We start from the raw sequence: 22,989 nt of genomic DNA, 5'->3' as shown, positions 1-22,989 counted from the left end.
TGAGTAGTCACCTCTGAACCGGATAATCAATGACAACCACTTTTTCCACTATGCCGTCCAGCATACTTACAAATTGCTGGTGCTTGGGGTGGGGGCCATATTGCTGCAGCGATTCCCGGCTGTCAAAGGTGACACGAAGGCCAAGCGTATATCCATGGATATTCTCCGTTTCTTCCGTCACATTCATGCCGGCCGTAAGCTCAACGATACCGGGCACTTGCTCTCTCAGGGCAAGAAGCGCTTCCAGCAGCTGCTTCTCCTGCTCCGGGGTTATAGAATCCTTGAATTGAAATGAAACCAAATGCTCATACATGTTTGTTGTCCTCCTCTTATGTAGTGGGAAACACTTCTAGGCTATTATATAACACTCTTTACTCAAATGAGCAGCCCCTGTACATGAAACTTTGTACGGGGGCTGCTCGTTTTCGTTATCGCAATTTTGCGGGAACACCTACGATTATAAGCCTTTTAATGTAAAAGAGAAGGCATAGGTTTTGTTGGCATGAAGCATGAATTCGGGATGTGTGCGTGCGCCCCAGCTGTCATCCCCGCCCACTCCCATCTGCCGGTGATTGATCCGGATAACCGTCCGGCTGCTGTCTGGCAGCTTGTAGACATGGTCATGACTCTCAAGCTCCCCAGGCGTATAAGGCAGAACATTCAGCTCGACTTCCGGCGCCCCCAATATGGCAAGACCCGATCCTTGGGCATTCGTGACGGACGCACGCCTGACCCCCATCTTGTTCCCGCATTCCTGCGGACGGATATACGGAACAAACTGGTCGGCCACCTTGCTTGTGTACAAGCCAAGCTTCGCGCCTGTTTGACGGTCCCAATACGATTCATGAGGTCCTTTGCCATACCATTCAAGACTGTCAAATGAGCCGTCCATAACCAGCATCATGCCGATCTCCGGAATTTCCGGCAGATTCTCGCCTGGTGCCAGCTGCTCATATACTTCGATTTCGCCTGTCCCTTTGACGGTGTAAATCAACTCGCATTTCGAAACGGTTGTGGTTGGCAGGATATAGCTTGCCTGTACGATCACACGATCCTGCAGCGTCTCCCAGGTCAGCTCTCGCAATATCCGTTCTTCTCCGGCGGAGCGCCAGGTGGCACAGCGTTCGTGCTGCAGATTGCCGCGGTCGTTGTCCGTATAAGCGCGCCAGAAATTCGGAGCCAGTGCGCTATGGAGCAGCTCGGCACCCTTCACCTGGAAGGAAACAAGACTGCCGGATGCTTTATCGAAGCCTGCCATAAAGCCTTGACCGGTGATTGTCAGAAAAGTCTCATCCTCGTTCACCGAAAGCGCTGGGATGCTGGTAGATGCGGCAGAAATGACAGGCTTGCTCGAAACAGGCAGCACAAACTGCTGGAAGGCAATTTCGTGACCGGCATCCGCCCATTGCGCATCCTGCTTCGTAACGAAGCTAACCGTCAACACGGCTTCTCCATTGCTATCGATATCCCACGTCAGAGGAATGTAGATTTCTTGCGATTCACCTGGTGCAAGGGACACACTGCTATTTCCTTCCGCCTTGCCATGACCATTCACCGTTACAGTCCATCGCAGCGTATAGTCCTCCAGGTTCGTAAAGAGAAATTTATTCTCCACTTTAAACTTGCCCTTACCCGCATCAACAGCGGTTACGCGTATATTCTCATAACATTTTTTCACTTCATAAAGCTTGGGCGAAACCGTCCGGTCGGCAAATATAATCCCGTTGCCGCAGAAGTTGCCGTCATGCGGATTTTCGCCAAAATCACCGCCGTACGCCATATATTCGACGCCAGCTTCGTTCTTCGTCCATATCGCTTGATCAACCCAATCCCAGATAAATCCGCCCTGCAGCACAGGATAACGGTCAAACAGCTCTGTATAGAGATGAAGTCCGCCGCATGAATTGCCCATCGCATGGCTGTATTCACAGAGGATGAACGGCTTCTTGGGCTTGTTCAGCGCATATTCCTCAATTTTGGCCGGACTTGTATACATCTGGCTTTCCATATCGGAAGCTGCTTCCGACGCGCGCCAATGAAAGACGCCCTCATAATGAACCAGACGTGTCGGGTCAGCATCACGAAAGAAATCATGCATTTTGATAAAATTATCGCCACCAAAGGATTCATTTCCGAGAGACCAGATCATAATGGACGGGTGATTTTTATCCCGCTGCAGCATGGAGTTCGCACGGTCAAGCACATTGGCAGTCCATTCCGGACGGCTCGCCGGAACGGTGGTGGCGCTGAATTCCTCCTGGTGGTAGGACCAGCTGCCATGTGTCTCAAGATTGGTTTCGTCAATGACGTACAGGCCGTACTCATCACATAAGTCATACCATTTCGGATGATTCGGATAATGGGAGGTACGGACAGCATTAATGTTGTACGCTTTCATCAGCATGACATCCGTTACCATCTCTTCATAACTGATCGCCCTGCCCGTATAGCAGGAGAATTCATGGCGGTTAACGCCCTTGAATACGATCCGTTTGCCGTTAATGAGCATCAGCCCGTCCTTGAGCTCAAATTTGCGGAAACCGGTCCGGCAGCTCACGGCCTCTGCAAGCTGCCCCGCTTCATCGTTCAAGCTCAGCACAACCGTATACAGATTAGGCTGCTCCGCACTCCACTTGAGCGGACACGCAATCTCCTGTTCCGCTTCAACCGTAAGGGATGCCGCCCCACCATCCAACAGCACAGTCAGCTTGAGCGGCTCGGCCAGAACCGGCTGCTTGTTGGAATCATACAGTTGGGCTTCCACAGTCAGCCTGCCCAGGTCGATTTCAAAAGCATTCCGGATTTTTGCCCGGATTTGAAGCTTGGCATCGTTGTAATCGTCGTCCAGCTCTGTCGTGACATAACAGTCGTAGAGATGAGCTTTGGGCGTTGTATATAAATAGACATCGCGGAAAATTCCGCTCATCCGCCAGAAATCCTGATCCTCCAGCCAGCTCGCATCGCACCAGCGGTATACTTCTACAGCAAGCTTGTTCTCGCCTTCACGAAGATAAGGCGTCAAATCGAATTCCGCTGGTGTAAAGGTATCCTCGCTGTAACCGACAAGGTCACCGTTCACCCATACATAAAAGGCTGATTCCACCCCTTGGAAGCTGATAAATACCGGCTGATCGCGCCAATTGTCCGGAACCGTAAAGGTTCGGATATACGAGCCGACCGGATTGTATTTCGTTGGTGCAAAAGGGGGCATCAGCTCCTCCGTCTGCTCCCAAGGGTAACGGATATTGGTATACTGCGGATAATCATAGCCCTGCAGCTGCCAGTGGCCGGGAACGTTTATTTCCGCCCAGTCGCTGCTGTCGAAGTCCTGTTCATGGAAGCTGGCGATACGCTGATCCGGCGCCGGCGACCAGGCAAATTTCCAACTTCCGCTTAGCAGCTTCACATTCGGCGAGGAATTATTGTCGCCTATAAGTGCCTCTTCAACCGAAGAAAAGGGGATGAGCGCCGAATGGGCCTCTACCCGGTTTAATTGAAAGATTTCAGGATTGTTGTTCCACTCCGGATAACCGTTGGCCGGCGGACTGTAGACAAATTTATTTTTCACCCTTGCACCTCTTCTTTCCATAATTATCGTCTGATTCTACTTTATCGAATATTCCAGACACAAGTAAATCCAATAATACGGCAGGGAATATCGAAAAAAGGCATCAACAAAGGGCTTGCCCGTTCTGGCAAGCCCTTTGCTAAAGGTGAACTATTCGAATCGCAGAGCTTCGATGGGACGCAGACCGGAGGCTTTATTTGCCGGAAACAGTCCGAAGACAACCCCGATAAAGACCGAGAAGCCAAATGCCAGCCCAATTACCGGAATCGAAACCACAACGGTCATGCTCATCGTTTTGGATAAAATCTGGGCGGTTCCAAGGCCGATTCCCACGCCAAGCAGACCGCCAAGCCCGCTGAGAGCGACAGCTTCAATGAGAAACTGGATCAGAATATCCTTCTTCTTGGCGCCTATCGCTTTGCGGATGCCAATTTCCCGCGTCCGCTCGGTAACGGATACGAGCATGATATTCATGATGCCGATCCCCCCGACCAGCAGCGATATGGCTGCCACCCCCCCAAGGGCAATCGACAGCGTATCCGAGATGCTGCTGAATGAATCGAGCAGGTCCTGCTGGTTAAAGACGCGGTAACTGTTGGTATCCCCGCGGAATTTTTTAGTCAGCGACGCCTCAAGGTCCTTTGTCACCGCGTCCATCTTGTCCGCCGAGGCGACCTGGACATTAATCGTCTTTACGCCCTTGGATTTGAACAGGCGTTCCGAGGTTGTGATAGGAATGACAATGACCTCGTCATTGGAACCGCTCAGCGAGCTTCCTTTGGCAGCCAGAACGCCGACTACTTTGTAACGCACCCCGTTAAGCAGAAAAGACTGTCCGACGGCATTTCCTGTTCCGAACAGGTCAGTCGCTGTCGTCGCGCCGAGAATCGCGATTTTCTGATAATAATCCAGATCGATTTGCGAGACGAACCGCCCTGCGGACAATCCATACTCCTTCACATCGAGATAGTCCGCCGTCGTTCCGACCACACTGACAGAAACGGACTCCGATCCATTCTTGCCGCTGCCGTTGGATTGATTGACAGGAGCGGCAAATTCGATATCAGGCTTGTCGGTCATCTCTTCCGCTTCTTTATAATCAATGGTCGTTTGCGAGCCGCGTCCCGTTATGTTGACTGTCAGCAAATTGGTCCCCAGGCTTTCTACCTGATCGGTGACCGATTTGGTGGTGCCCTGGCCGACTCCGACAAGCGCGATAACGGCAGCCACACCGATAATGATTCCGAGCATGGTCAGCAGAGATCTCATTTTGTTGGCTAAAATGCTTTTAACGGCCATTTTGAAGGCTTGGCTGACGTTCACTTCTCGAATCACCGCCTTCCTCGCTGATTTGGCCATCCTGGATACGGACTACCCGTCTGGCCTGCTCGGAAATTTGCAAGTCATGCGTTATCAGAACAATCGTATGGCCCTCTTGGTTAAGCTTCTTCATAAGCGCCATGACCTCTACCCCCGTACGCGTATCAAGCGCGCCGGTCGGTTCATCGGCAAGCAGGATTGGAGGGTTGCCTGCAAGGGCCCTGGCTATCGCTACCCGCTGCTGCTGCCCGCCCGACAGTTCACTGGGCCTGTGGCCAATGCGGTCTTCAAGCCCGACCTTGCGCAGCGCATCGACAGCCTGCTCCTTGCGCAGCTTGCCAGGAACACCTCTATAGATAAGAGGGAGCTCCACATTTTCAAGAGCAGACAGCTTATTCAGCAGATTGAAGCCTTGGAAGATAAAACCGATTTTCTGATTGCGGATTTCCGCGAGCCGGCTTTCGCGCAGCCGGCTTACTTCCTCCCCATCCAGCCAATAGGTTCCTGAGGTGGGGGCATCCAGGCAGCCGATGACATTCATCAGCGTCGATTTACCGGATCCCGAAGGACCGATAATCGCGATAAAATCACCGTGATCGATACGGAGTGTAATATCGCTAAGCGCATGAACAGTTTCTCCACCCATTTTGTACTGCTTGGATAAAGCATCTATGCGGATCAGCGGTTCACGTTTTGTTTCCATTACCGCGCCCCTCCGCCGCCGGTAGGAGCTGCACCGCCGGAGCGCTGTCCGCCGCCTCCCCCGCCAAAGCCGCCGCCTCCCGGGATGCCGCCGCCAAAACCTCCGCCGCCGCCAATGCCGCCAAGCCCGCCAAAGCCGCCGGCTCCAGCCTGCTGTTGGGCCCCGGCTGTCGCGGTGCTGATTACCGTTGGCACAACGACCTGTTGACCTTCCGTCAAGCCGGACAGCACCTCTATATAATCTTCATTATGAATGCCTACTTCAATCATTTGAGGCGTTCCACCAAAACGGCTTTGAGCGGCAGCTCCGCCTTGTCCACTTCTTCCACCAGTTTGGCCACCGCCGGTTTGACCACCGATCTGCCCCTGCCCTCCGGTGGCAGCTCTCGTTTGCCCGCCTGTCGAGCCATCGCGGGTTGCACCTGCACTTCCACCTGCTGCGCCATCGCCTGTTTGTCCGTTTGCAGATCCGCTTCCCGCAGCGCCGCCTTGACCCGCTGCCGGACTTCCGTCTGCGCCGTTATCCGCTGCGCCCGTTTGCCCGCTTGACGCACCGCCTGACCCACCTGCAGCTTTGCTGCCTGCTGTGCTTCCGCTTGTCTGGCCGTCCGCCCTGCCAGGTCCGGCTGCCGCGCCGGACTGACCGGCTGCAGGAAGAATAACCATATACCTTCCGCCCATGGATTGAACCGCATCGATCGGCAGCATCAGCGTATTTTCCTTCTTATCCACCTGGATACTGGCTTCCGCAGACATGCCGGATTTCAACCCTTCCGCCGAATCCAGCGCTATGGTTACATCGAATGAAGCCACGCCGTTGCTGGCCGTCCCTTCGTCGGCGATATCCGTGACTTTGCCAGTAAACGTTTGACCGGCAAGTGCTTCTATGGTGACCTTGGCGGTTTGTCCCGCCTTGACCTTTGAGATATCAAGCTCGTCGATGCCCACAACGATATTAAAATGATCATAATCGGCGATCACCGCAAGCTCAGCAGAGCCATTAAGCATATCCCCATCCGCTACCGACAAGGTGGTGACCGTTCCTGCCACCGGTGCGACAATCGTTTCCTCTGCGGTTGCTTCCTTCAGGTCGGCTATCGTGTCCCTGGACTGCTCAATGTCCAGCTGCTGCTGCTTCATGCTGAGCTTTAGGCTGCTTATATTTTTATCATCCGTTTCCGTCTTGAATTGATCCTGCGTGCTTTGCAGCTGTAGCAGCTTCTTCTCCAGGCTGACCTCTTCGGATTTAATCTTGTCGGTATTGTCTTCCCCTTCAAGTGAAGCCAGCACGTCGCCTTTCTTCACCTTGTCTCCCAGCTTCACCTTCACTTCGCCGATCGTGCCCTGCTTCCCCGACTTTACGGTTTCCTTCGCGGCAGGAGCGATACTCCCCGTCCCGCTAACATTGACTTCAATGGTGCCCTTAATCACCCGTGTGGTCACCGCTGCGGCAGCTGCCACCTCCTTTTTCGTATCCCAATTGAAATAAACGATCACCGCAGCTGCAACCAACAGCACTCCGGTACCAAGCAACCACCACTTCCTCATTGACCGTTACCCGCCTCTCTCTCTTGACCAAATTGTTGCTTCATTATCGTCAGCGCCGTCTTCCCATCCTCGTTAAGCCAGATCATAACGATATCGCCTTCCTTTAAATCAGAGGCTTGCAGTTGACTTTCGCTCGCCCCATCCTGTCCCCTGGTCATCGTTGTGACCGTCGTATCGGCATTGATCGCCAGGGTCGTTTGCTCCGCAGCAAATTCCATCTGCATCATCCCGCCTCCTCCGGCAGGTCTGCCACGGCCTTTGCCGCCGTTATCTCCCTGGTCTGCTCCGTCTCCCGTCTGCGTGCCATCCGCAGCCTTGCCGCCTTCTGGCGGATTGCCTTCGGGCGGGGCCTGTCCGTCTGGGGGGGCTTCGCCCGAAGGCGCTGCTCCGGCATCACCGACCGGACCTTGTCCCGTGCCCCCGCGCATACCGCCGCGGCCCTGCATTTCGGAAGGCTGCATGGTTGATTTCAGGACAATAAGGGAATCACCAGATGCCTTCACCACCTTGGCAAACAGATCCGCGGGTTGCATTCCGTTAGCCCCTTGCCACCCACCCGGAGCCGCTTCTCCGGTGGCCTGCAAGCCACCCTCGTTGCCGGCAGGCGGATTTCCTCCGTCTGCCGTATTGTTTTTCGCTCCGCACCCTGTCAGCACCATTGTTAGCAGCAGCGTTCCAACAGCGATTTTGATTTTCCAATTTCCCATAACAGCTCTGCCTCCGTCTCTTCTGGAACTTGTCTCTCCAGTATCCACGGGTAGAATAGCATGTCTAAATGAATTTGAAATGAAGCGGGTTCATTCTGTCCTCCCGGAAAATCCGCACAAAAAAAGAAGAGAGCAGGGGACATCCCCGCTCACTTCTCCGGTATAATCTTTACCGCACTCCCTCAATGGGATACTGGCTTTATTCCTCGATTTTGAATTTAGGGCTGACCCGATCGAAGTTCGGATTCTCGCCGCATACCATCAGGCCCTGGCCCCAGTTGATGTGCGTGTTTTCCGTCGGGAAGTCCGTCGCGCTGCGGTATTGAAAGAGCACGTTCCGCCGTGTGCGGCTGCTGAGATTCGCAGGAGAGCCGTGAATCGTCAGATAGTTGAAGAACAATACGTCTCCGGCTTCTGCCGGGCATGGCGTGCCCATGGAGACCGGATATTCCTTCGCATTCAAATAATGCCTGCCTACATGCGGAATCGTGCCCGTCTTATGAGAGCCCGGAATAACATGCAAACAGCCATTCTCGACATTGGCATCATCCAGATGGACGCTTGCAGCCAACATTGTATGATGCTCATGCGGGAAATACGGATGGTCCTGATGCATCGGGAATGCGGCGCCATTCTCCGGCGGCTTGACCAGCATTTTGGAATGGTGCAGCTGAACATTAGGTCCGATGATCTGCGACAGGACGGATGTTATATTGGGATGGACAATGGCACGCATGAACGAAGCATCGTGGTATTGAACATCGTGGAATCCTTTGAGCACAAGCTTCTTCAGTTCATCCGCCGGCAGATAATCCCCCTGCCAGGCATGGTTCACGTCCCGGCGCATCTTGGCCGCGCGATCGATGATTTTTTCGACGGCCTCACGCATTTCTTCAACTTCGGATTTATTGAAAACGCCTTTAACCAGCAAGTAGCCCTGTTCGTTGTAAAAATCGACATCCTGTGCTTTAATCATGTTAGAACCTCCTGTTTGTTATGACTCGTTATTCTTAATGTTATTATGACTTACAAGCGGCTTGGCATCTTTAGCCGAATGGGTCATCTTTTTGTCTTTTCACGCCAACTTGGATTAGGAGGATCATCCATGTACCACTGGATCGAGAGCGAAACCAGATTGAACCGCCAAGCAGCCCGGGTCAAGTCAGCAGACGCCGCCTTTACTGTACATTACTGGGGGATGGATCCCCGTCATTTCAGCAACGCGCCGCACAAACATTCTTATTTTGAAATTTGCTACGTCCTCGGCGGCGAAGGCGCCTATCTGGATGATGGCACGCTTTATCCGCTGAGCAAAGGGAGCCTGTTCTGTTCAAGGCCGGGAATCAACCATCAGATTCAATCGAGCACCGGCATGCAGCTGATTTATGTCGCTTTTGAGCTTGACGAGAGCGAATGCTCGGAAGAAATCCGCGCCGCCTTCCAGACACTGGGCGAAAGTGCCGACATTTGCAAGAATGATGGAGATAATCTGCCTTCCGCGCTGTTATGGCGCTCGCTGCTGACCCGCACGGACCAGCAGCCGGCCATCCCCGAATCGTCGCTGCCCGATCTGGCCCGCGCGCTGCTTTTATCCTTTGTACCTCTGTTTGGGGTGAACACGGCATCGGAGCGAACACCGCTTCACCGGAGCTCCGCGCTGCTGTTGAAGCAGGCCAAGCTGTATATCCGCGACAATCTGTCAGACGACGATCTTTCCCTTGGAAAGGTTGCCGCGCATCTGAATGTATCCTCGCGCCATCTGTCGCGTATTTTTTCTTCCAATATCTATGAATCCTACTCGCAATACGTCCGCCTGCAGCGGGTCCGGCAAGCGGCTGACCTATTGATCCGTTCCGACCAGTCGATCAAGGCGATCGCGGAGGTCACCGGATTCGGTTCGGTGCATTATTTCACGCGCACCTTCCGGGCCCTGATGAATACAACGCCGGCCAAATTTCGTGAAGATTCATCCGCCAGCCGCTAATCTTCTTCCTCCCGCGGAAGCAGCAGCTCGACAACAGTCCCTGCGCCGGGCTCGCTGAATACTTTTATTCCGAAGCCGCTCCCGTAATGCAGCCTGATTCGTTCATTCACATTAGCCAGTCCTATTCCGCCTGTGCTCGAGCCCGTTGATTTTCTGGCAGGGATAATCTCAGCCCCGGTCTGTCCGGACAAATCGGCGTTCAGCCGCTCCAGCGTCTCCAAGGACATCCCCACCCCATCGTCGCTGATCCTCACGATCACCTGACTCCCGGCATATTCGCCCTTAATATTGATATGCATCAGCGGCTTATTGTCATCCAAGCCATGATAAATCGCGTTTTCTACAATAGGCTGGAGAACGAGCTTGATGATTGAATAATCCATAAGCGGCTGCGCCACATCTATGACCAGCTCGAAACGGCCGCGATAACGGTAATTCAGCAGCTCTACATAATAGCGAACATGACTCAGTTCGCTCGCAAGCGTCACTTCCTCATGCAGATCGCTGATGCTGTAACGCAGGAGCCGTCCGAGAATAGCCAGCATATTGGCCGCATCCCGGTCATCATTGAGTTCTGCTGCCATGCGGATCGATTCCAGCGTGTTGTACATGAAATGCGGATTAATCTGGCTTTGGAGAGCATGCAGCTCCGCTTCCTTCTTCTTGGTCTCCATCACATAAATATCGGCGATCAGCTGGTCGATCTGCAGAATCATCTGATTGAACTGGCTGCCCAGCTGTCCGATTTCATCGCGCCGTCTGACCTGGAATTTAACGTTAAAATCGCCTCCCTGCACGCGCCGCATCAACCGGATCATGGTACGCAGAGGCTTAGTCAGGGCAAATGAGAAGAAGACGGATATCAAAAGGGCAATTCCGATCGTCAGAAAGGTGGCAATCCACGTGACGTTGCGGATCACGACCGAGTCCCGGGTCAGCTCCTTGACGGGAATGGAAATAATCATTTTCCAGCCGTTTTGGGAAGACGTGGAAAATATATACAGATGACGTTCTCCGTCTTCATCTAAATAGAAGCTCCCTTTATCCCCGCTTGCATGCTGCAGCATCGGCTGATCCGCGATATTGGTGGCCAGCAGCTTTTTCCCGGAATCGTAGACGACATTGCCTTCGGTATCGACAATAAACGATTTGCCATGCGTGACGTTGTCGAGCTTCAACACCTGATCCTCAATGACGCTGATATTGGCATCAACCGCTATCAGTCCTACATCCTTCAGTGAGATATCGATGATTTTTCTTACAACGGTAAACGCGTATTGGATGCTCTTCATATTGCTTGTATATTTCTGCGTGCTGAACAGCACCGCCTCGCCTGTCGTGTTGCGCAATTTCTGTTCCCACAGCCCGTAGCTTTCTTTGATATTGGCGCGCGTGCCGGATTTGGCGGAATAATAGCCATTGCCATACTGGTCGAATATATAGACGGAGTTTGCTCCGCGCTTAATGGTGTTGATATAAGAAATATTCCCTCCAATGCCCCTTTGTATCGACAAAAGCAGATCGAGATCGGCAGGCATGGAGCTGCCTTCGCCTCCGGCGGAAGACTGCGCACGCTGCTCATAATAGCGATTGGAGCGGTTGAGGTTCTGCCGGATATCGTCCTGGTAAGCCGGGATCGTGGAAATACGTACCATGTCTTCAATATAATCGTCTACGCGGTCCATCATGTTGCTGAGCATATTCGTGGAATAATCAATCGTATTCTGTTCGATAGAATGCGAATAATTCCGGTAGGATACAGCGCCAATAAACGTCAAAGGTAAGGTGACAAGCAGCAGAAACACCAGCAGCAGCTTTCGCTCCATCCGCATATCGCTTACTTTCGACCATATCTGCCGCATTTGTTTACCGGAATTCATGCTGGTTATCTCCTTAGCTGTAATCATGGGGGGAATACAAGAGGGACATCTGTTTTGGAAAAACAGCCCGATCCTTTCTGCGAAGGACTCGGACTGCTTGATGAACTTATTGCTGGGTCAAGATGATCGGACCATTCTCCGTAATCGCAATTGTGTGCTCATATTGGGTGGACAGGCTGCCGTCCTGCGTCCGGGCGGTCCATCCGTCTTCGTCGATCTTGCAGTGCGGGGTACCGACATTCAGCATCGGCTCAATGGTAAACACCATGCCTTCCTTAATGCGGGTGCCCCGGCCAGGAGGACCATAGTGGGGAACCTGCGGCTCCTCATGCATAATCTGCCCGATGCCATGTCCGATAAACTGACGGACTACCGAGAATTGCTGCGCTTCCGCAAACACCTGAATCGCATGGGAAACATCGCCGATCCGGTTGCCGGGCACGGCCATTTCTATCCCCTTGTAAAGCGATTTCTCCGTTACATCCAGCAGCCGGGCCGCTTCTTCCGAAATATTTCCAACCGCATAGGACCAGGCGGAATCGGCGAGCCAGCCATCCAGATTGACCACCATATCGATGGTCACAATATCCCCATCCTTCAAGCGGTTCTGGCCAGGGAAGCCATGACAGATGACATCATTAACAGAAGCGCATGTGGCATAGGGATACCCTTTATAGCCCTTCTGTTCCGGCGTGGCGCCATGATCCCGCATAAACTTCTCGGCAAACCGGTCGATCTCGATCGTCGTGATCCCGGGGGCGATCAGCTTTCTGATTTCTTTATGACAGACAGCCAGCAGTTCGCCGGCCAGTTTCATTTTATGGATTTGTTCTTTTGTTTTTATGGTGAGCATGTTAATCTCCTTTGCGGTGATGGATTATTTTATTGTAAAGCTCCGGCTCCGCTTTTTCAAATGTTGACGTTATTCTGCCCGAAGCGAGTGGAAATGCCAATAAAAAAACCACCTTCGCTCCCCGGCGATTTCCGCTTACAGGAGTGAGAGTGGCGCAGCGCAGATTCCCGTATCTAAAAGCACCTGAAGATTCCAGTTAAGGTTCAAATCCTCAATGCCTTGGCAAACAAAATCAGGTTTTCAACAAAACACTAAGGGCTGAGAATCAACATGAGCAAAGAATAAATCAGGAGCGTCTTGCCCCATCTTTTTTTCATAAAATCCTTGCCGCGGTGAATCCGCGACTTTACAGTATTGACCGGTATATTGTTGGCCTGGCTGATTGCCTCAAGCGACATTTCCAGGACATAACGCTGATAAACGACCGTCTTGTATTTGACCGGCAGCTTGTTGATCAACTCCGCCATCTTGTTCGAAAGCTCACGCTCGATCACTTCGCCTTCAGGCGAAATTTCTGTGTTTGCGATGACGTCATGGAGCGAAAGCGCCTGATCGGAATGGGCCATAACCGGCTGATCCAGCGGAAGCGATGGTGCTTTGCGACGACGAAGCAGATCCAGGCAAATGTTCTTTCCAATATGAAAAATCCAGGTGGAGAACCGTTTGTTCTCATCAAAGCGGTTCAAATTGAGATACACCTTGAGAAAGGTCTCCTGTACCACATCCTCGCACTCCGTTTTGCTGCGTAGGATCCGATGAGCCATGTTGTAAATCTTATCCGTATACAACTCCACCAGCTTGTTGAAAGCAAGCTGATCGCCTTGTCTGGATGCCATAACCAGCTGAGATTCGTTCATCGCCATTCTCCTTTGCCGTCCGTCCTGAGCCTTTATTTCTTATTATAACAGGAAATAAAAGAAACGCATCTTTAAATGCTGCTGTTTGTTCAAAACCGCTCATAAATCTTTTTGTTTTTGGCAAAATTATGACTTTCCGCTCCGGGCGGCCAATTTCCCCGTTGTTAATGCGCCATAACCGACGAACGAATGCTGCCCGAGCATCGGTCACCAAGCGGCTTATTCTCTATGTCACCACGCGTAGATTCGATCCTTACATATCCCTGTTATCACTACTTTTCTTTCTCGCTGGCATGGCACAAATGGCACAAATATGCACGACAAAAAAGCGCCTCCGTCTTCAATTGACGGGGCGCTTCTGTCTTCTTCTATACCTAGATGACCTCGAGGCTATCCTTGTCCGGCAGCTGTGGATAAGCCGCATGCGGCTCGGATTGGTACCAGAACGCTACAGAGGAGATATCGTCCTGCAGCGGCAGGTATCTTCCTTTTGAGCGCCACCCTAATGCTTGCACCGTCACATGGAGATCCTCTTCAAAGCGGATAGGGTCCATAATATGCCAGCGGTACATGCCAAAACGCTGATTGGCCTTATACAGCCCGTCCGATTTAATCGCTTGGTGCATGCCCAGATACGGGGTTGTATAAGGGACGTATTTGCCCTCCATATCCCAGTTCCAGGCACCGCCAAAGTAATCCTCCAGACCCGTGGAGCAAATGGTCGGATACTCCCGGTCGCCATCCATATAAAATTTCACTTCGCCTTCGCCCCACCAATTGTTGCTGTTTACTTGCCAGGCCAAATAGGTTCCAATAAAATGTCCTTTGCCTTTGATGCCGTCGACGATTGTATGCACATCCTTATAGGCAAGCGGATTGCTGCGGCGCCATTGAGCATGAAAATAAGCCATATCGGCAGGCACGTCTGTTAGCGTATAATTAATCTGGTAATAGAGTACGGTATCCTGATCATTAAGGTTTTCCATCACGAATCGTGCTTTGCCGCGGAAGGGCATCTCCCAGTAGCTGTTGAAACCGTTCGCCGGATTAACGGAAATGGGTAGCGAATTCACCAGACTGCGCTCACACCAGCCGTTGCAGAAGAAATCGCCGACCGGCACACGTACCGAAGGTTCCTTCTCGTCATCCCAATAAATATTCAGAATCATATGCCGCCATGATTCCACCGGACAGGTGAGCCAGAAATTCTGAATCACACCCGGTCCCTGAATGTCAGCCATTGTGAACGATGAATTCGCAGGTACCATAACGGAAGGAGAGATCTTCCACCCCTGTCCCAAATCACGGGCGCAGGCTGCACCGGTGCCTTCCGTCGCCATGGCGCCTTTGCCTTTTTCTCCGGTAAAGTTCTCCGGGCTGACAGACCGGGTAACTGCATTTGAAAGACGCGACAAATTGCCAAGTCCCATACCTATTCCGTTAAATGCTGATGTCATGGACATGCCTCCTGTAACCCTATGTATTAGCCGTTCAAAGCTATTATAACCGGGTGGTCATCCGATGGATTTAGCAATTCGTTTGTTTTTTTTAGCAATCATTCAGAAAAATAATCCTGATAGGAAAAAGAGGGTTTTGTGTGCTTGAGCAATTATCGCCTTATATACGAGTGGCTATGGATTCCTGGCTTGGCACCGACACGTTTATTGAGCGCGTGATTTGGGACTACGAGCTGTTGTTCCTCAAAGAAGGCAAGCTTGAAGTGACGGTAGAAAATAACGTCTATGCAGGCGAGGCAGGGGATGTGTTTCTGTTCAAACCCCGGCAGCCCCACACCATCCGGGTTCTGGGCGGGCAGCCGGCCAGGCAGCCGCATGTCCACTTTGATTTAACCGAATCCTTCGACAGCCCGGATATTTGGGTATCCTTTAAAACGCTGGAGCAGATGAGTCCCGCAGAGAGTAACTGGTTCCGACCGGACCTCTTGTCCGGACCGGACTGGAAGCTTCCCAGCCGCATCCGTTTGCCCGGCCTTCTGACCTTCGAGGAGCTGCTATTCGCCATTATCCGCGAATTTGAAATGAAGATGCCTTTCCACCGGATCCGCCTGAAAGGCTTGATGCTCGAGCTGCTGGCCTTCCTCCTTCGCGAAACCCAGCTTGAAGAAAACCTGCGGGAGCCTGGCCATCTGGCGCTTCTGCTGGAAATTCAGCATTATTTGAATCTCCATGCCGGACGGGAGCTGATTCTGGATGAGCTTTCGGAGCAGTTTCACATGAACAAGCGTTATCTGATCAGCCTGTTCAAGCAGGCTTTCCAGATTACACCGATGCAGTATCACCAGCAGATGCGTCTGGATCGGGCCAAAAACCTGCTCCGCCATTCGAAGATGACGATGCAGCAGATCGCCGATTCGCTGGGCTATCCCAGCATCCACGGCTTCAGCAGAGCGTTCAAGAACAAAGAAGGCTGCAGCCCCAGCGCCTACCGGGCCATCCTTGCCGATAAGCCTAAATGAAACCGTGCTACAGCAGACGAAAAAGCGCCGAATGCTTGGTATCCAATCATTCGGCGCGGCATCTCAATCGAAAAGAAAATCCTCATCTCTCAATGGCTCTACGTGAACGGTTCGCACATATCCGTTGCCCTTCTTCGAGAAGAAATCATGCTGTTTGGTGCGGGTGCTGATCCCGTTAAATACGATCGGATTGACCTCTTCTTCAGGAAAAGCCGGCTCCAGAGCCAGATTCATCAGCGCCTTGTTCGCATTGTAGCGTACGAAGCGCTTCACCTCCTCCTGCAGGCCAAGCACGCTGTACAATTCATCGGTATATGCTTCCTCATTGGCGTGCAGACGATCCAACAGGCTGTATAACTCAGCCGTTACTTCCGCCTGATCGCCGGCCTCCAGTTCGCGGAATACCTCCTGTGCCAACACGCCGACATAAAGACCATGAATGCTCTCATCACGCAGGATCAGGTCGATGATTTCGCCGCTGCTGGTCATTTTCCCTTGTCCCGCCAAGTATAGAGGGTAGAAAAAACCGCTGTAAAACAGGTAGCTCTCCAGCAGAACGGAGGCCGCCATCGCCAGATACAGGCTTTTTGGGGAGCTGATATTCTCGTAGCACTCGGAGATCCATTGCGCTTTTGACTGCAACAGCGGGCTGCGTTCCACCCATTTGAACAGCTTGTCAATTTCCTCCGTGGTCGCAAGCGTTGTGAAGATGCTGCTGTACGACTTGGCATGAATCTGCTCCATCATGCCCATGAAGCCAAGAACCGCTTTGCGCTGCAAACCGTCTATATGTTCCAGCAGCTTGGGCATTCCTACCCCGCCCTGGATCGTATCCAGCAGCGTCAGTCCGCCAAGAACCTTCATATATAAATCTTGCTCTGAATCGCTTAATCTCATCCAGGACATTTTGTCATCGGAGAGAGGGATTTCTTCATCCGTCCAGAACTGCATAATATTCTGATTCCAGAATGTGCTTGTATAATCATCATCAGGCCGGTTCCAGTTCACGGCCTTGAACACCACAGCCGGTTTCTTGACGGGCTGTTCGGCAATTTTAACGTTCATACTTTCAGATCCTCTCATCCTTCATTCAGGTTTCTAGACCGCACAGCTGATGCACTCTTCTACGGACAGATGGTTGGTCCGCGTGTAATAGAGGGATTTCAACCCTTTCCTGGCTGCGTACAAATAATAACGAGCAAGCTCCCGGGTGCTCACATCGCTGTTTACGTGGAGGATCGTCGAGATGCCTTGATCCACATGTGCGCTGATTTCGGCGATAAGATCCATCACCTTGAACTGATCCATTTGATATGCGGACTTGTAATAAAAGAAGTTGTCTGCCGACATATAAGGCATCGGATAATAAGTCGTTGAATTGGCATAGGTGCGCGTTTCAATTTGCTCCACAATCGGCATCACACTCGACGTAGCGTTTTGGATATAGGAAATGCTCTGCGTAGGCGCAATGGCGAGCCGGTAGGCATGGTACAAACCATGCTTCATTACCTGCTGCTTGAGCCGGCTCCAATCCGCAGACGTTGGAATTTCAATCCCCGCAAACAGGGATTTGACCTTCTCTGTCGCCGGGCTGTAATCGGTATCCTCATATTTGACGAAATAGGTGCCTTTGGCGTATTCGGAGCGTTCAAAATCTTGAAAAGCCTGCTGCGTGTCCCTTGCGATCTGCATGCTTTTCTCAATGGAATAATAATTCATCATCATAAAGAAGGTTCTGGCAAAATCCTTCGCTTCGCCGCTGTCGTATGCGATCCGGTTCTTGGCCAGATAGCCGTGCAGATTCATGGCGCCAAGCCCCACAGAATGAAGCTCTTTATTGGCTTTGACGACACCGGGCGCGTTGGCAACTGTGGTCATGTCGCTGACTGCCGTCAGCGCGGTCATGCCTTCATAGACGGACTCCTTGATTTTCTTCTGCTCCATGACATTGACGATATTAAGCGAAGCCAGATTGCAGGTAATATCGCGGCGGATCAGATCGGGCTGGCCGTAGTCGCCTATCTCCGAGACCTCCTGAAGCTGGAAGATTTCCGTGCATAGATTGGACATTTTGACAGTGCCGATATCCTTCAGTGCATGGTTCTTGTTGGCATTGGATTTGTTCATAATATAGGGATAACCGGATTCCAGCTGGATTGTAGCAATTTTAACGAGCATGTCGCGCGCATTCATCACTATCTTCTTATTCACGCGGTCGTCCGCAAGCAGCTGATCATACATTTCATCGAGATCGATATCGTCCAGATGCTCGCCGTAAGCCTGATAAACCGTATGGGGCGCAAACACATGAAGCGGCTGATTCTGCTCCGCCAATCTATAGAAACGGTTCGGTACGATCAGTCCAATGGAAAGCGTCTTGATCCGGTTCTTCTCATCGGCATTGATCTTCTTGCAGTCCAGAAACTCAAGCACATCCCAACCAAAGATGTTGTAATAGGCAGCTCCCGAGCCTTTGCGCTGGCCCATCTGATCTGCGTAGGAGAACGCATCCTCCATCAGCTTCAGGATCGGCATGATTCCTTTTGCTGCTCCTTCAACACCCTTTATCGATTCCCCGCGCCCCCGCAGCTTTGACAGATTAACAGCTACGCCGCCACCGATTTTTGACAGCTGCATGCAAGTAGCCAGACCGTAGTTAATCGAGTTGAGCGAGTCATCGACTTCCATCAGATAACAGGAGACCAACTCGCCCCGGCGGCTCTTGCCCGCATTCAGAAAGGTGGGTGTTGCCGGCTGCAGCCGCTGCTCCATCATGGAACGGGCCAGCATACGGGCAGTTTCCGCATCTCCCCTCGCCAGATGAAGCGCTGTAATGCTTACACGGTCCGGATAATGCTCCAGGTAGATCGATTGGTCATTACTCTTTAGCGCGTAATCTGTGTAGAATTTCGAAGCCGCCATATAGGATTGAAATTCAAAACTGTATCCGTGCGCTGTTTCATACACCGATTCAATGTCGCCCAATGAATAATGGTCATATACGTTCTCATAGAAGTCATTGGCAATCATATAATCCATTTTTTCTTTGGTGCTGTTGAAGATCAGGCTTTTGCCAAGCACATCCTCCATAAACACGGCAACGGCCTCATGATCCTTCTCAAGCTTGAAAAAACCTTCTTCATTTCGCTGCATCAGCTGATTATTAAGTTCAATGTAACGCAATTCCGCTCACCGCTTTCCGAAAATATTCGATATCAGACGAGGTGCCCGACAATTCAAATTTACTGATCACCGGGACCGCAAACCGCTCGGCGATCCGGTCTGCGCTTTTGGCAAAACCTTCTCCCCAATTGCGGTTGCCGCTTGCGGAAACTCCCACCAAATAATTGTAGTTAGTCTTCAGAAAATCCATTACCTTGTCCGGCACCTGGCCAAATCCGGTTGTATATGTAACGAGCACGAAAGGCTCCTCAATCGCAGAACAGTCTTCAATCCGAACCGCCCGCATCGCCAACTTGTCAATGAATCTGCCGACATTTCCCGTTCGTGAATCATAGGCAATCAACAAAAGCTCCAGCTCCTTTTCCGGGTTGATAATTTGTATTTTCCCGAATTTATATCTATATATAGTTGTTATTAACAAAGATACATCAATATATTGTGTAATGTCAATGAGCCGGAAGTTCGAACTGCCTCTCCATTTCCTTCCTTCCAATCCGTCTTTGGAAGCTGAAAACCCCGTCCACGATGGCAATCCTTATCTTTTTCTCCACCGATGGGAGCGAGTTGAAATTTTAAAATTTAATCTTTCTGATCATTCCATTAATTCTCTACGCCCGAACCGTTTGATACTTTTTTTTGAAATGGATTTTATCAAATCCGTAAAAAATGCTAAAATGAACAGGAACAAGAAGAAAGGCGGAGAACTAAAATGGGACATGCATTTACGATCAAGCCCGATTCCTATACTGCTTTTGAGAACGAAGCCGAACAAATCGAGAAATGTAAAGAATGGGGCCTGTTATCCGAAAAAGCCACCAAATCTAAAGCATTTTTCTACCGGGGGAATGGCTTGAACATAGCCTGCAGTATTATCGGCTGGGTCGATAATATGACCGCCGTCATTGAGCTCGAGAACCACCAGCACTGCATCCACCCTTCCTACCTGAAGGAAATGCAAGCCTCAAGCTACGGTCAGAAATCGCTTGCCGCTGCGGATCCGTCCCTGGACCTTGCCGGTTCGGAGCCTGACAGCCCGGCGGCGGAGACTGCCGCAGCGAATCATGCCGTTCCTTCTAAGGCTGAAGCCCTCGATGAAACCGGGCAAACAGAGACTGTTAACCAAGTGGAGTCTGAGGCGAAGGAAGCACCGAAAGTAAGAGCCAAAAAAGAAAAAGCACCGAAGCTCCAGCTGCCGGAAGAAAAGGTGAAAATGACCGCGACGGTGCAGGAATTCACGACCGTACCCAATCATTTTTCCGATAATGATGACGAGGTTGTTATTTATGGTGCGGTGACTTTAGCCGAGAGCGGGACCGAGATCGGTACAGCCTGGTCGAGTCACAGTGCTACGCTGAAGAAAAGCGATTTGCAGCTTGGCGACAAGATTGCTTTTGAAGGTAAACTTGTTGCGAAGAAGCTCACCAAGCATCCTGTTCCCTATAAAATCAACAATCCTGCTAAAATACAAAAAGAGGATGCCTAACGCCAAGCGTATAACCGGTCGACTCAAATCCTCATCGCCAGGCAATCATCTGGACCGTCCTTGTTACAACAAAAAAGACTGCGGGAAATCCCTGCAGCCTGAGTGTCCTTCTTTATCGAAACGCCTTTCAGCAAAGCTTCATGGGAACGGTCAATCCTATTGCTCAAATTTGTACGTCCAGAAACGTTCCGTGCCAAATCGCACTTCTATCTCGCTGTCCGTCAGCGGTTCGCTGCCCACAAGCTCAGCGGCCTGAAACTGGGAGCGATGAGCTTCAATGGATGCCATTTTTTGCTTCAAAAAAGGGATTACGTTCTGTATGATGTCAGGCTCCCCCAATACGTCCAGCGAATTCTTGGAAAAGGCCATAGCCTGAACAACAGGACGCTCGTCAGCGGGCAGCCTCCTGATTGTACGTACGACAGCTGCCCCGCACGCATCATGGTCAGGATGAACGCTGTAGCCCGGATAAAAGGTCAGCACAAGCGCCGGTTGAAGTTCTTTCAGAAGCGCACCGATGCTTTGATCTAGAGCCTCCTGATCCTCGAACTCGATCATTTTGTCGTGGAAGCCCAACATCCGCAGATCTGATATGCCAATAGCCTGGCAAGAAGCCACCAGCTCCTGTCTGCGGATCGCCGGCAGCGTTACCCTGTTGGCAAACGGGGGAATGCCCATATTTCTGCCCATTTCACCCAAGGTCAAACAAGCGTAGGTAACCTTGTCACCGTTATGCAGCTGCATGGCCGCCGTTCCCGCGACTCCGAAAGCCTCATCGTCCGGATGGGGCAATATAATCAGGATTTGCCTGCTCAAATTGATTCACTCTCCTCTCCTTGCTTCTAAAAAGGCGTAGGGCTTAGTTGCAATGCCACAATAAGCTTGCCAAATGCATCGTGACCGGCCAGAATCAGCTGATCACCGTTGGTTTCGTCCCAGTGCGTAAGACCCTCCGAATAAACCCAGCCCTCGCCGGTTTTTAATCCAACCCGATAATAAGGTCCCTCACCCTTTATGGACCCTTTGGAGAAGCGGATCATGGCGTTCGTGACAAAGGTCGCTGCCGGATGTTTCGCGCTGTCCAGGTGGGCAGCATAAGCACCTGAAGTCATTTCCAGATGAAGATAAAGAGGTTGGTCGTCCAGGTTATCAATTCTTTGTTGAACGCTCTTCGGATTAATCAGCTGCATAAAATCCTCCGTCTGCCCCGTTAAATATATTCCTATTCCCAGGCTGTTACATTTCTAGATATTCCCAATTATAAAGAAACATTTTCCTGTTTGATGCGTATACATGATGAAAACAGGGGGCTGATAAATATGATTTTCTTCGCATTTATTTTTATGGCGGTTGCTGTCATAAACATTATTTATCCAGCTTTTGGCTGGTATATGCGATACGGCTGGATGGTCAAAGGTGATTCCGAGCCAAGCGATGCTTATTTACTCATGAGCAGAATCAGCAGCATCGTCGTATTGGTCGTCTTTTTTATTTTTGTTATACCCTTGCTGTTTTAATTTGATAACCTGGCATCAAGACTTATCCTACAGCAGCCCATTCCACTAAGGGAGACATATGCAGGAGCAATAGTCCTATCCGATAATGCCGTGGGTCATGGAAAACTAAGCCTTGCGTATATCGCCTTCTGCAGGTTGTTCGATTATATTCAAATATTCAAACTCCGCCAAACATCCTTCACCCACAGGAGACTGAGTCACAACCCCAACTTTAAGTTCTGTCGTGCCCTCCATTCCGAAATACCTTACCAAATGCCACTGCACGCCATCCACAGAATAATGAAAAGCAAAGCAATTTCCTCCCCTTGCGATTCTTATGTAAGGCTGAGTAACCGTTAACGGAGCCGAAACACAGTCATCCGAGGTATTCTTGGTAACTACGCTTATGATGGATGGTTGGTCGTCAAAAAATTCAAAACATAATTTCGCCCAGTTCTGAGCATCCGCCATCAGCATCAGACAGCCGGAGTCATATTGCTTCTTCATATCAACCTTTATTCTTGTGGACATTACAAATTCGCCTTTAATGCGTGTATATAAAAACGGAGCGGAGAATTGTGCATGGCCTCCGGCAGGATCAATGAAAAAATCAGCGCCTGATGATGCGTAGACCTTTAAATGACTACTTTCGTTAAAATGCCATTCTTCAGGTTCGTTGATCCACTCCATCCGATCCGGCAATATTCTTCCGGAGCACTTTTCAAAAAGATTCATCTCCATCACTCCTCAACCATCATAAAGTTAGAATAACAAAAAAACTCACTATTGTGAGTTCAATTTACCGAATCGCGCCCTGAAAACTGGATACGAAACAAGCAAGTGTGCTTTCTTTAGCTGTTAATGGATAAAAGTAGGATAAGCCCTCGACCGATTAGTATTCGTCAGCTGCACGCATTTCTGCGCTTCCACCT

Annotated in this window: 21 protein-coding genes; 4 read left to right on the top strand and 17 right to left on the bottom strand. The window is 51.0% G+C overall.

The window, feature by feature from the left end; translation table 11 throughout:
* Nucleotides 1-7 precede the first annotated feature (7 nt).
* From IEY46_RS00105 to IEY46_RS00075, 7 genes are all read right to left on the bottom strand, one after another.
* On the bottom strand, nt 8-313 hold the full coding sequence (locus tag IEY46_RS00105; RefSeq protein ID WP_188987961.1) for a Dabb family protein: 306 nt from the start codon (nt 311-313) through the stop codon (nt 8-10).
* Nucleotides 314-457: 144 nt separating this feature from the next.
* Entirely contained in the window at nt 458-3,568 is a 3,111-nt protein-coding gene (gene lacZ / locus IEY46_RS00100; protein WP_188987959.1) for a beta-galactosidase, LacZ type, read from the bottom strand.
* Between the two features lie 150 nt (nt 3,569-3,718).
* On the bottom strand, nt 3,719-4,891 hold the full coding sequence (locus IEY46_RS00095) for an ABC transporter permease (RefSeq protein ID WP_188987957.1): 1,173 nt from the start codon (nt 4,889-4,891) through the stop codon (nt 3,719-3,721).
* Nucleotides 4,857-5,591, bottom strand: coding sequence for an ABC transporter ATP-binding protein (locus IEY46_RS00090; protein ID WP_308422765.1), 735 nt, complete (start codon nt 5,589-5,591; stop codon nt 4,857-4,859). Before IEY46_RS00090 ends, IEY46_RS00095 begins: the two co-directional genes overlap by 35 nt.
* Nucleotides 5,591-7,138, bottom strand: coding sequence for an efflux RND transporter periplasmic adaptor subunit (locus tag IEY46_RS00085; protein ID WP_188987955.1), 1,548 nt, complete (start codon nt 7,136-7,138; stop codon nt 5,591-5,593). Before IEY46_RS00085 ends, IEY46_RS00090 begins: the two co-directional genes overlap by 1 nt.
* Nucleotides 7,135-7,845, bottom strand: coding sequence for an ICP22 family protein (locus tag IEY46_RS00080; RefSeq protein WP_188987953.1), 711 nt, complete (start codon nt 7,843-7,845; stop codon nt 7,135-7,137). Before IEY46_RS00080 ends, IEY46_RS00085 begins: the two co-directional genes overlap by 4 nt.
* Nucleotides 7,846-8,044: 199 nt before the next feature.
* Nucleotides 8,045-8,821, bottom strand: a complete 777-nt coding sequence (locus IEY46_RS00075; protein ID WP_188987951.1) for a phytanoyl-CoA dioxygenase family protein — start codon at nt 8,819-8,821, stop codon at nt 8,045-8,047.
* 129 nt (nt 8,822-8,950) lie between these two features.
* Between IEY46_RS00075 and IEY46_RS00070 the strand changes: the two genes are divergently transcribed.
* On the top strand, nt 8,951-9,829 hold the full coding sequence (locus IEY46_RS00070) for an AraC family transcriptional regulator (protein WP_188987949.1): 879 nt from the start codon (nt 8,951-8,953) through the stop codon (nt 9,827-9,829).
* On the opposite strand, the gene IEY46_RS00065 is transcribed toward IEY46_RS00070, so the two are convergent.
* From IEY46_RS00065 to IEY46_RS00050, 4 genes are all read right to left on the bottom strand, one after another.
* Nucleotides 9,826-11,709 (bottom strand): cache domain-containing sensor histidine kinase, encoded by a 1,884-nt coding sequence (locus tag IEY46_RS00065; protein WP_188987948.1) that lies wholly within the window; start codon nt 11,707-11,709, stop codon nt 9,826-9,828. The two genes, IEY46_RS00070 and IEY46_RS00065, sit on opposite strands and share 4 nt — an antisense overlap.
* A 106-nt stretch (nt 11,710-11,815) precedes the next feature.
* On the bottom strand, nt 11,816-12,562 hold the full coding sequence (gene map / locus IEY46_RS00060) for a type I methionyl aminopeptidase (RefSeq protein WP_188987946.1): 747 nt from the start codon (nt 12,560-12,562) through the stop codon (nt 11,816-11,818).
* 251 nt (nt 12,563-12,813) lie between these two features.
* On the bottom strand, nt 12,814-13,419 hold the full coding sequence (locus tag IEY46_RS00055; RefSeq protein ID WP_188987945.1) for a sigma-70 family RNA polymerase sigma factor: 606 nt from the start codon (nt 13,417-13,419) through the stop codon (nt 12,814-12,816).
* A 374-nt stretch (nt 13,420-13,793) separates the two neighbouring features.
* Nucleotides 13,794-14,876: a glycoside hydrolase family 172 protein gene (locus IEY46_RS00050; RefSeq protein WP_188987944.1), complete on the bottom strand. Its 1,083-nt coding sequence runs from the start codon at nt 14,874-14,876 to the stop codon at nt 13,794-13,796.
* Between the two features lie 140 nt (nt 14,877-15,016).
* Between IEY46_RS00050 and IEY46_RS00045 the strand changes: the two genes are divergently transcribed.
* The gene (locus tag IEY46_RS00045; protein WP_188987943.1) at nt 15,017-15,895 is read left to right on the top strand and encodes an AraC family transcriptional regulator; all 879 of its coding nucleotides are present in this window, start codon (nt 15,017-15,019) and stop codon (nt 15,893-15,895) included.
* Nucleotides 15,896-15,958: 63 nt separating this feature from the next.
* On the opposite strand, the gene nrdF is transcribed toward IEY46_RS00045, so the two are convergent.
* Genes nrdF through nrdI form a run of 3 tightly spaced genes read right to left on the bottom strand, consistent with a single transcriptional unit; the run spans nt 15,959 to nt 19,424 of the window.
* On the bottom strand, nt 15,959-16,960 hold the full coding sequence (gene nrdF / locus IEY46_RS00040; RefSeq protein ID WP_188987942.1) for a class 1b ribonucleoside-diphosphate reductase subunit beta: 1,002 nt from the start codon (nt 16,958-16,960) through the stop codon (nt 15,959-15,961).
* A 33-nt stretch (nt 16,961-16,993) separates the two neighbouring features.
* Nucleotides 16,994-19,078 (bottom strand): class 1b ribonucleoside-diphosphate reductase subunit alpha, encoded by a 2,085-nt coding sequence (nrdE, locus tag IEY46_RS00035; RefSeq protein WP_188987941.1) that lies wholly within the window; start codon nt 19,076-19,078, stop codon nt 16,994-16,996.
* Nucleotides 19,065-19,424, bottom strand: a complete 360-nt coding sequence (nrdI, locus tag IEY46_RS00030) for a class Ib ribonucleoside-diphosphate reductase assembly flavoprotein NrdI (protein WP_188987940.1) — start codon at nt 19,422-19,424, stop codon at nt 19,065-19,067. The genes nrdE and nrdI overlap by 14 nt, the downstream gene beginning before the upstream one ends.
* A 363-nt stretch (nt 19,425-19,787) precedes the next feature.
* On the opposite strand from nrdI, the gene IEY46_RS00025 reads away from it, so the two are divergent.
* Nucleotides 19,788-20,561 carry a hypothetical protein gene (locus IEY46_RS00025; RefSeq protein WP_188987939.1) on the top strand — a complete coding sequence of 258 codons (774 nt, stop codon included), beginning with the start codon at nt 19,788-19,790 and terminating at the stop codon, nt 20,559-20,561.
* A gap of 156 nt (nt 20,562-20,717) precedes the next feature.
* Here IEY46_RS00025 and bshB2 read toward each other — a convergent pair whose 3' ends face one another.
* The gene (gene bshB2, locus IEY46_RS00020; RefSeq protein WP_188987938.1) at nt 20,718-21,377 is read right to left on the bottom strand and encodes a bacillithiol biosynthesis deacetylase BshB2; all 660 of its coding nucleotides are present in this window, start codon (nt 21,375-21,377) and stop codon (nt 20,718-20,720) included.
* A 26-nt stretch (nt 21,378-21,403) separates the two neighbouring features.
* On the bottom strand, nt 21,404-21,751 hold the full coding sequence (locus IEY46_RS00015; protein WP_188987937.1) for a YojF family protein: 348 nt from the start codon (nt 21,749-21,751) through the stop codon (nt 21,404-21,406).
* A 129-nt stretch (nt 21,752-21,880) separates the two neighbouring features.
* Here IEY46_RS00015 and IEY46_RS00010 point away from each other — a divergent pair, with 129 nt between their 5' ends.
* Nucleotides 21,881-22,078, top strand: coding sequence for a DUF6199 family natural product biosynthesis protein (locus IEY46_RS00010; protein ID WP_188987936.1), 198 nt, complete (start codon nt 21,881-21,883; stop codon nt 22,076-22,078).
* A gap of 105 nt (nt 22,079-22,183) precedes the next feature.
* Here IEY46_RS00010 and IEY46_RS00005 read toward each other — a convergent pair whose 3' ends face one another.
* Nucleotides 22,184-22,792: a DUF1349 domain-containing protein gene (locus tag IEY46_RS00005; RefSeq protein ID WP_188987935.1), complete on the bottom strand. Its 609-nt coding sequence runs from the start codon at nt 22,790-22,792 to the stop codon at nt 22,184-22,186.
* Nucleotides 22,793-22,989: the final 197 nt, after the last annotated feature.

The organism is Paenibacillus nasutitermitis (genome assembly GCF_014641075.1).
GTDB classification, from domain to species: Bacteria; Bacillota; Bacilli; order Paenibacillales; family Paenibacillaceae; genus Paenibacillus_Z; species Paenibacillus_Z nasutitermitis.
This window is presented reverse-complemented; position numbering and strand designations above follow the sequence as displayed.

Bases quoted from the DNA above. Each gene is read 5' to 3' on its own strand.
- IEY46_RS00105 (WP_188987961.1), bottom strand. From the start codon at position 313: ATGTATGAGCATTTGGTTTCATTTCAATTCAAGGATTCTATAACCCCG.
- IEY46_RS00090 (WP_308422765.1), bottom strand. From the start codon at position 5,591: ATGGAAACAAAACGTGAACCGCTGATCCGCATAGATGCTTTATCCAAG.
- IEY46_RS00085 (WP_188987955.1), bottom strand. From the start codon at position 7,138: ATGAGGAAGTGGTGGTTGCTTGGTACCGGAGTGCTGTTGGTTGCAGCT.
- IEY46_RS00080 (WP_188987953.1), bottom strand. From the start codon at position 7,845: ATGGGAAATTGGAAAATCAAAATCGCTGTTGGAACGCTGCTGCTAACA.
- IEY46_RS00075 (WP_188987951.1), bottom strand. From the start codon at position 8,821: ATGATTAAAGCACAGGATGTCGATTTTTACAACGAACAGGGCTACTTG.
- IEY46_RS00070 (WP_188987949.1), top strand. From the start codon at position 8,951: ATGTACCACTGGATCGAGAGCGAAACCAGATTGAACCGCCAAGCAGCC.
- IEY46_RS00065 (WP_188987948.1), bottom strand. From the start codon at position 11,709: ATGAATTCCGGTAAACAAATGCGGCAGATATGGTCGAAAGTAAGCGAT.
- map (WP_188987946.1), bottom strand. From the start codon at position 12,562: ATGCTCACCATAAAAACAAAAGAACAAATCCATAAAATGAAACTGGCC.
- IEY46_RS00055 (WP_188987945.1), bottom strand. From the start codon at position 13,419: ATGAACGAATCTCAGCTGGTTATGGCATCCAGACAAGGCGATCAGCTT.
- IEY46_RS00050 (WP_188987944.1), bottom strand. From the start codon at position 14,876: ATGACATCAGCATTTAACGGAATAGGTATGGGACTTGGCAATTTGTCG.
- nrdF (WP_188987942.1), bottom strand. From the start codon at position 16,960: ATGAACGTTAAAATTGCCGAACAGCCCGTCAAGAAACCGGCTGTGGTG.
- IEY46_RS00025 (WP_188987939.1), top strand. From the start codon at position 19,788: ATGGGACATGCATTTACGATCAAGCCCGATTCCTATACTGCTTTTGAG.
- IEY46_RS00015 (WP_188987937.1), bottom strand. From the start codon at position 21,751: ATGCAGCTGATTAATCCGAAGAGCGTTCAACAAAGAATTGATAACCTG.
- IEY46_RS00010 (WP_188987936.1), top strand. From the start codon at position 21,881: ATGATTTTCTTCGCATTTATTTTTATGGCGGTTGCTGTCATAAACATT.
- IEY46_RS00005 (WP_188987935.1), bottom strand. From the start codon at position 22,792: ATGAATCTTTTTGAAAAGTGCTCCGGAAGAATATTGCCGGATCGGATG.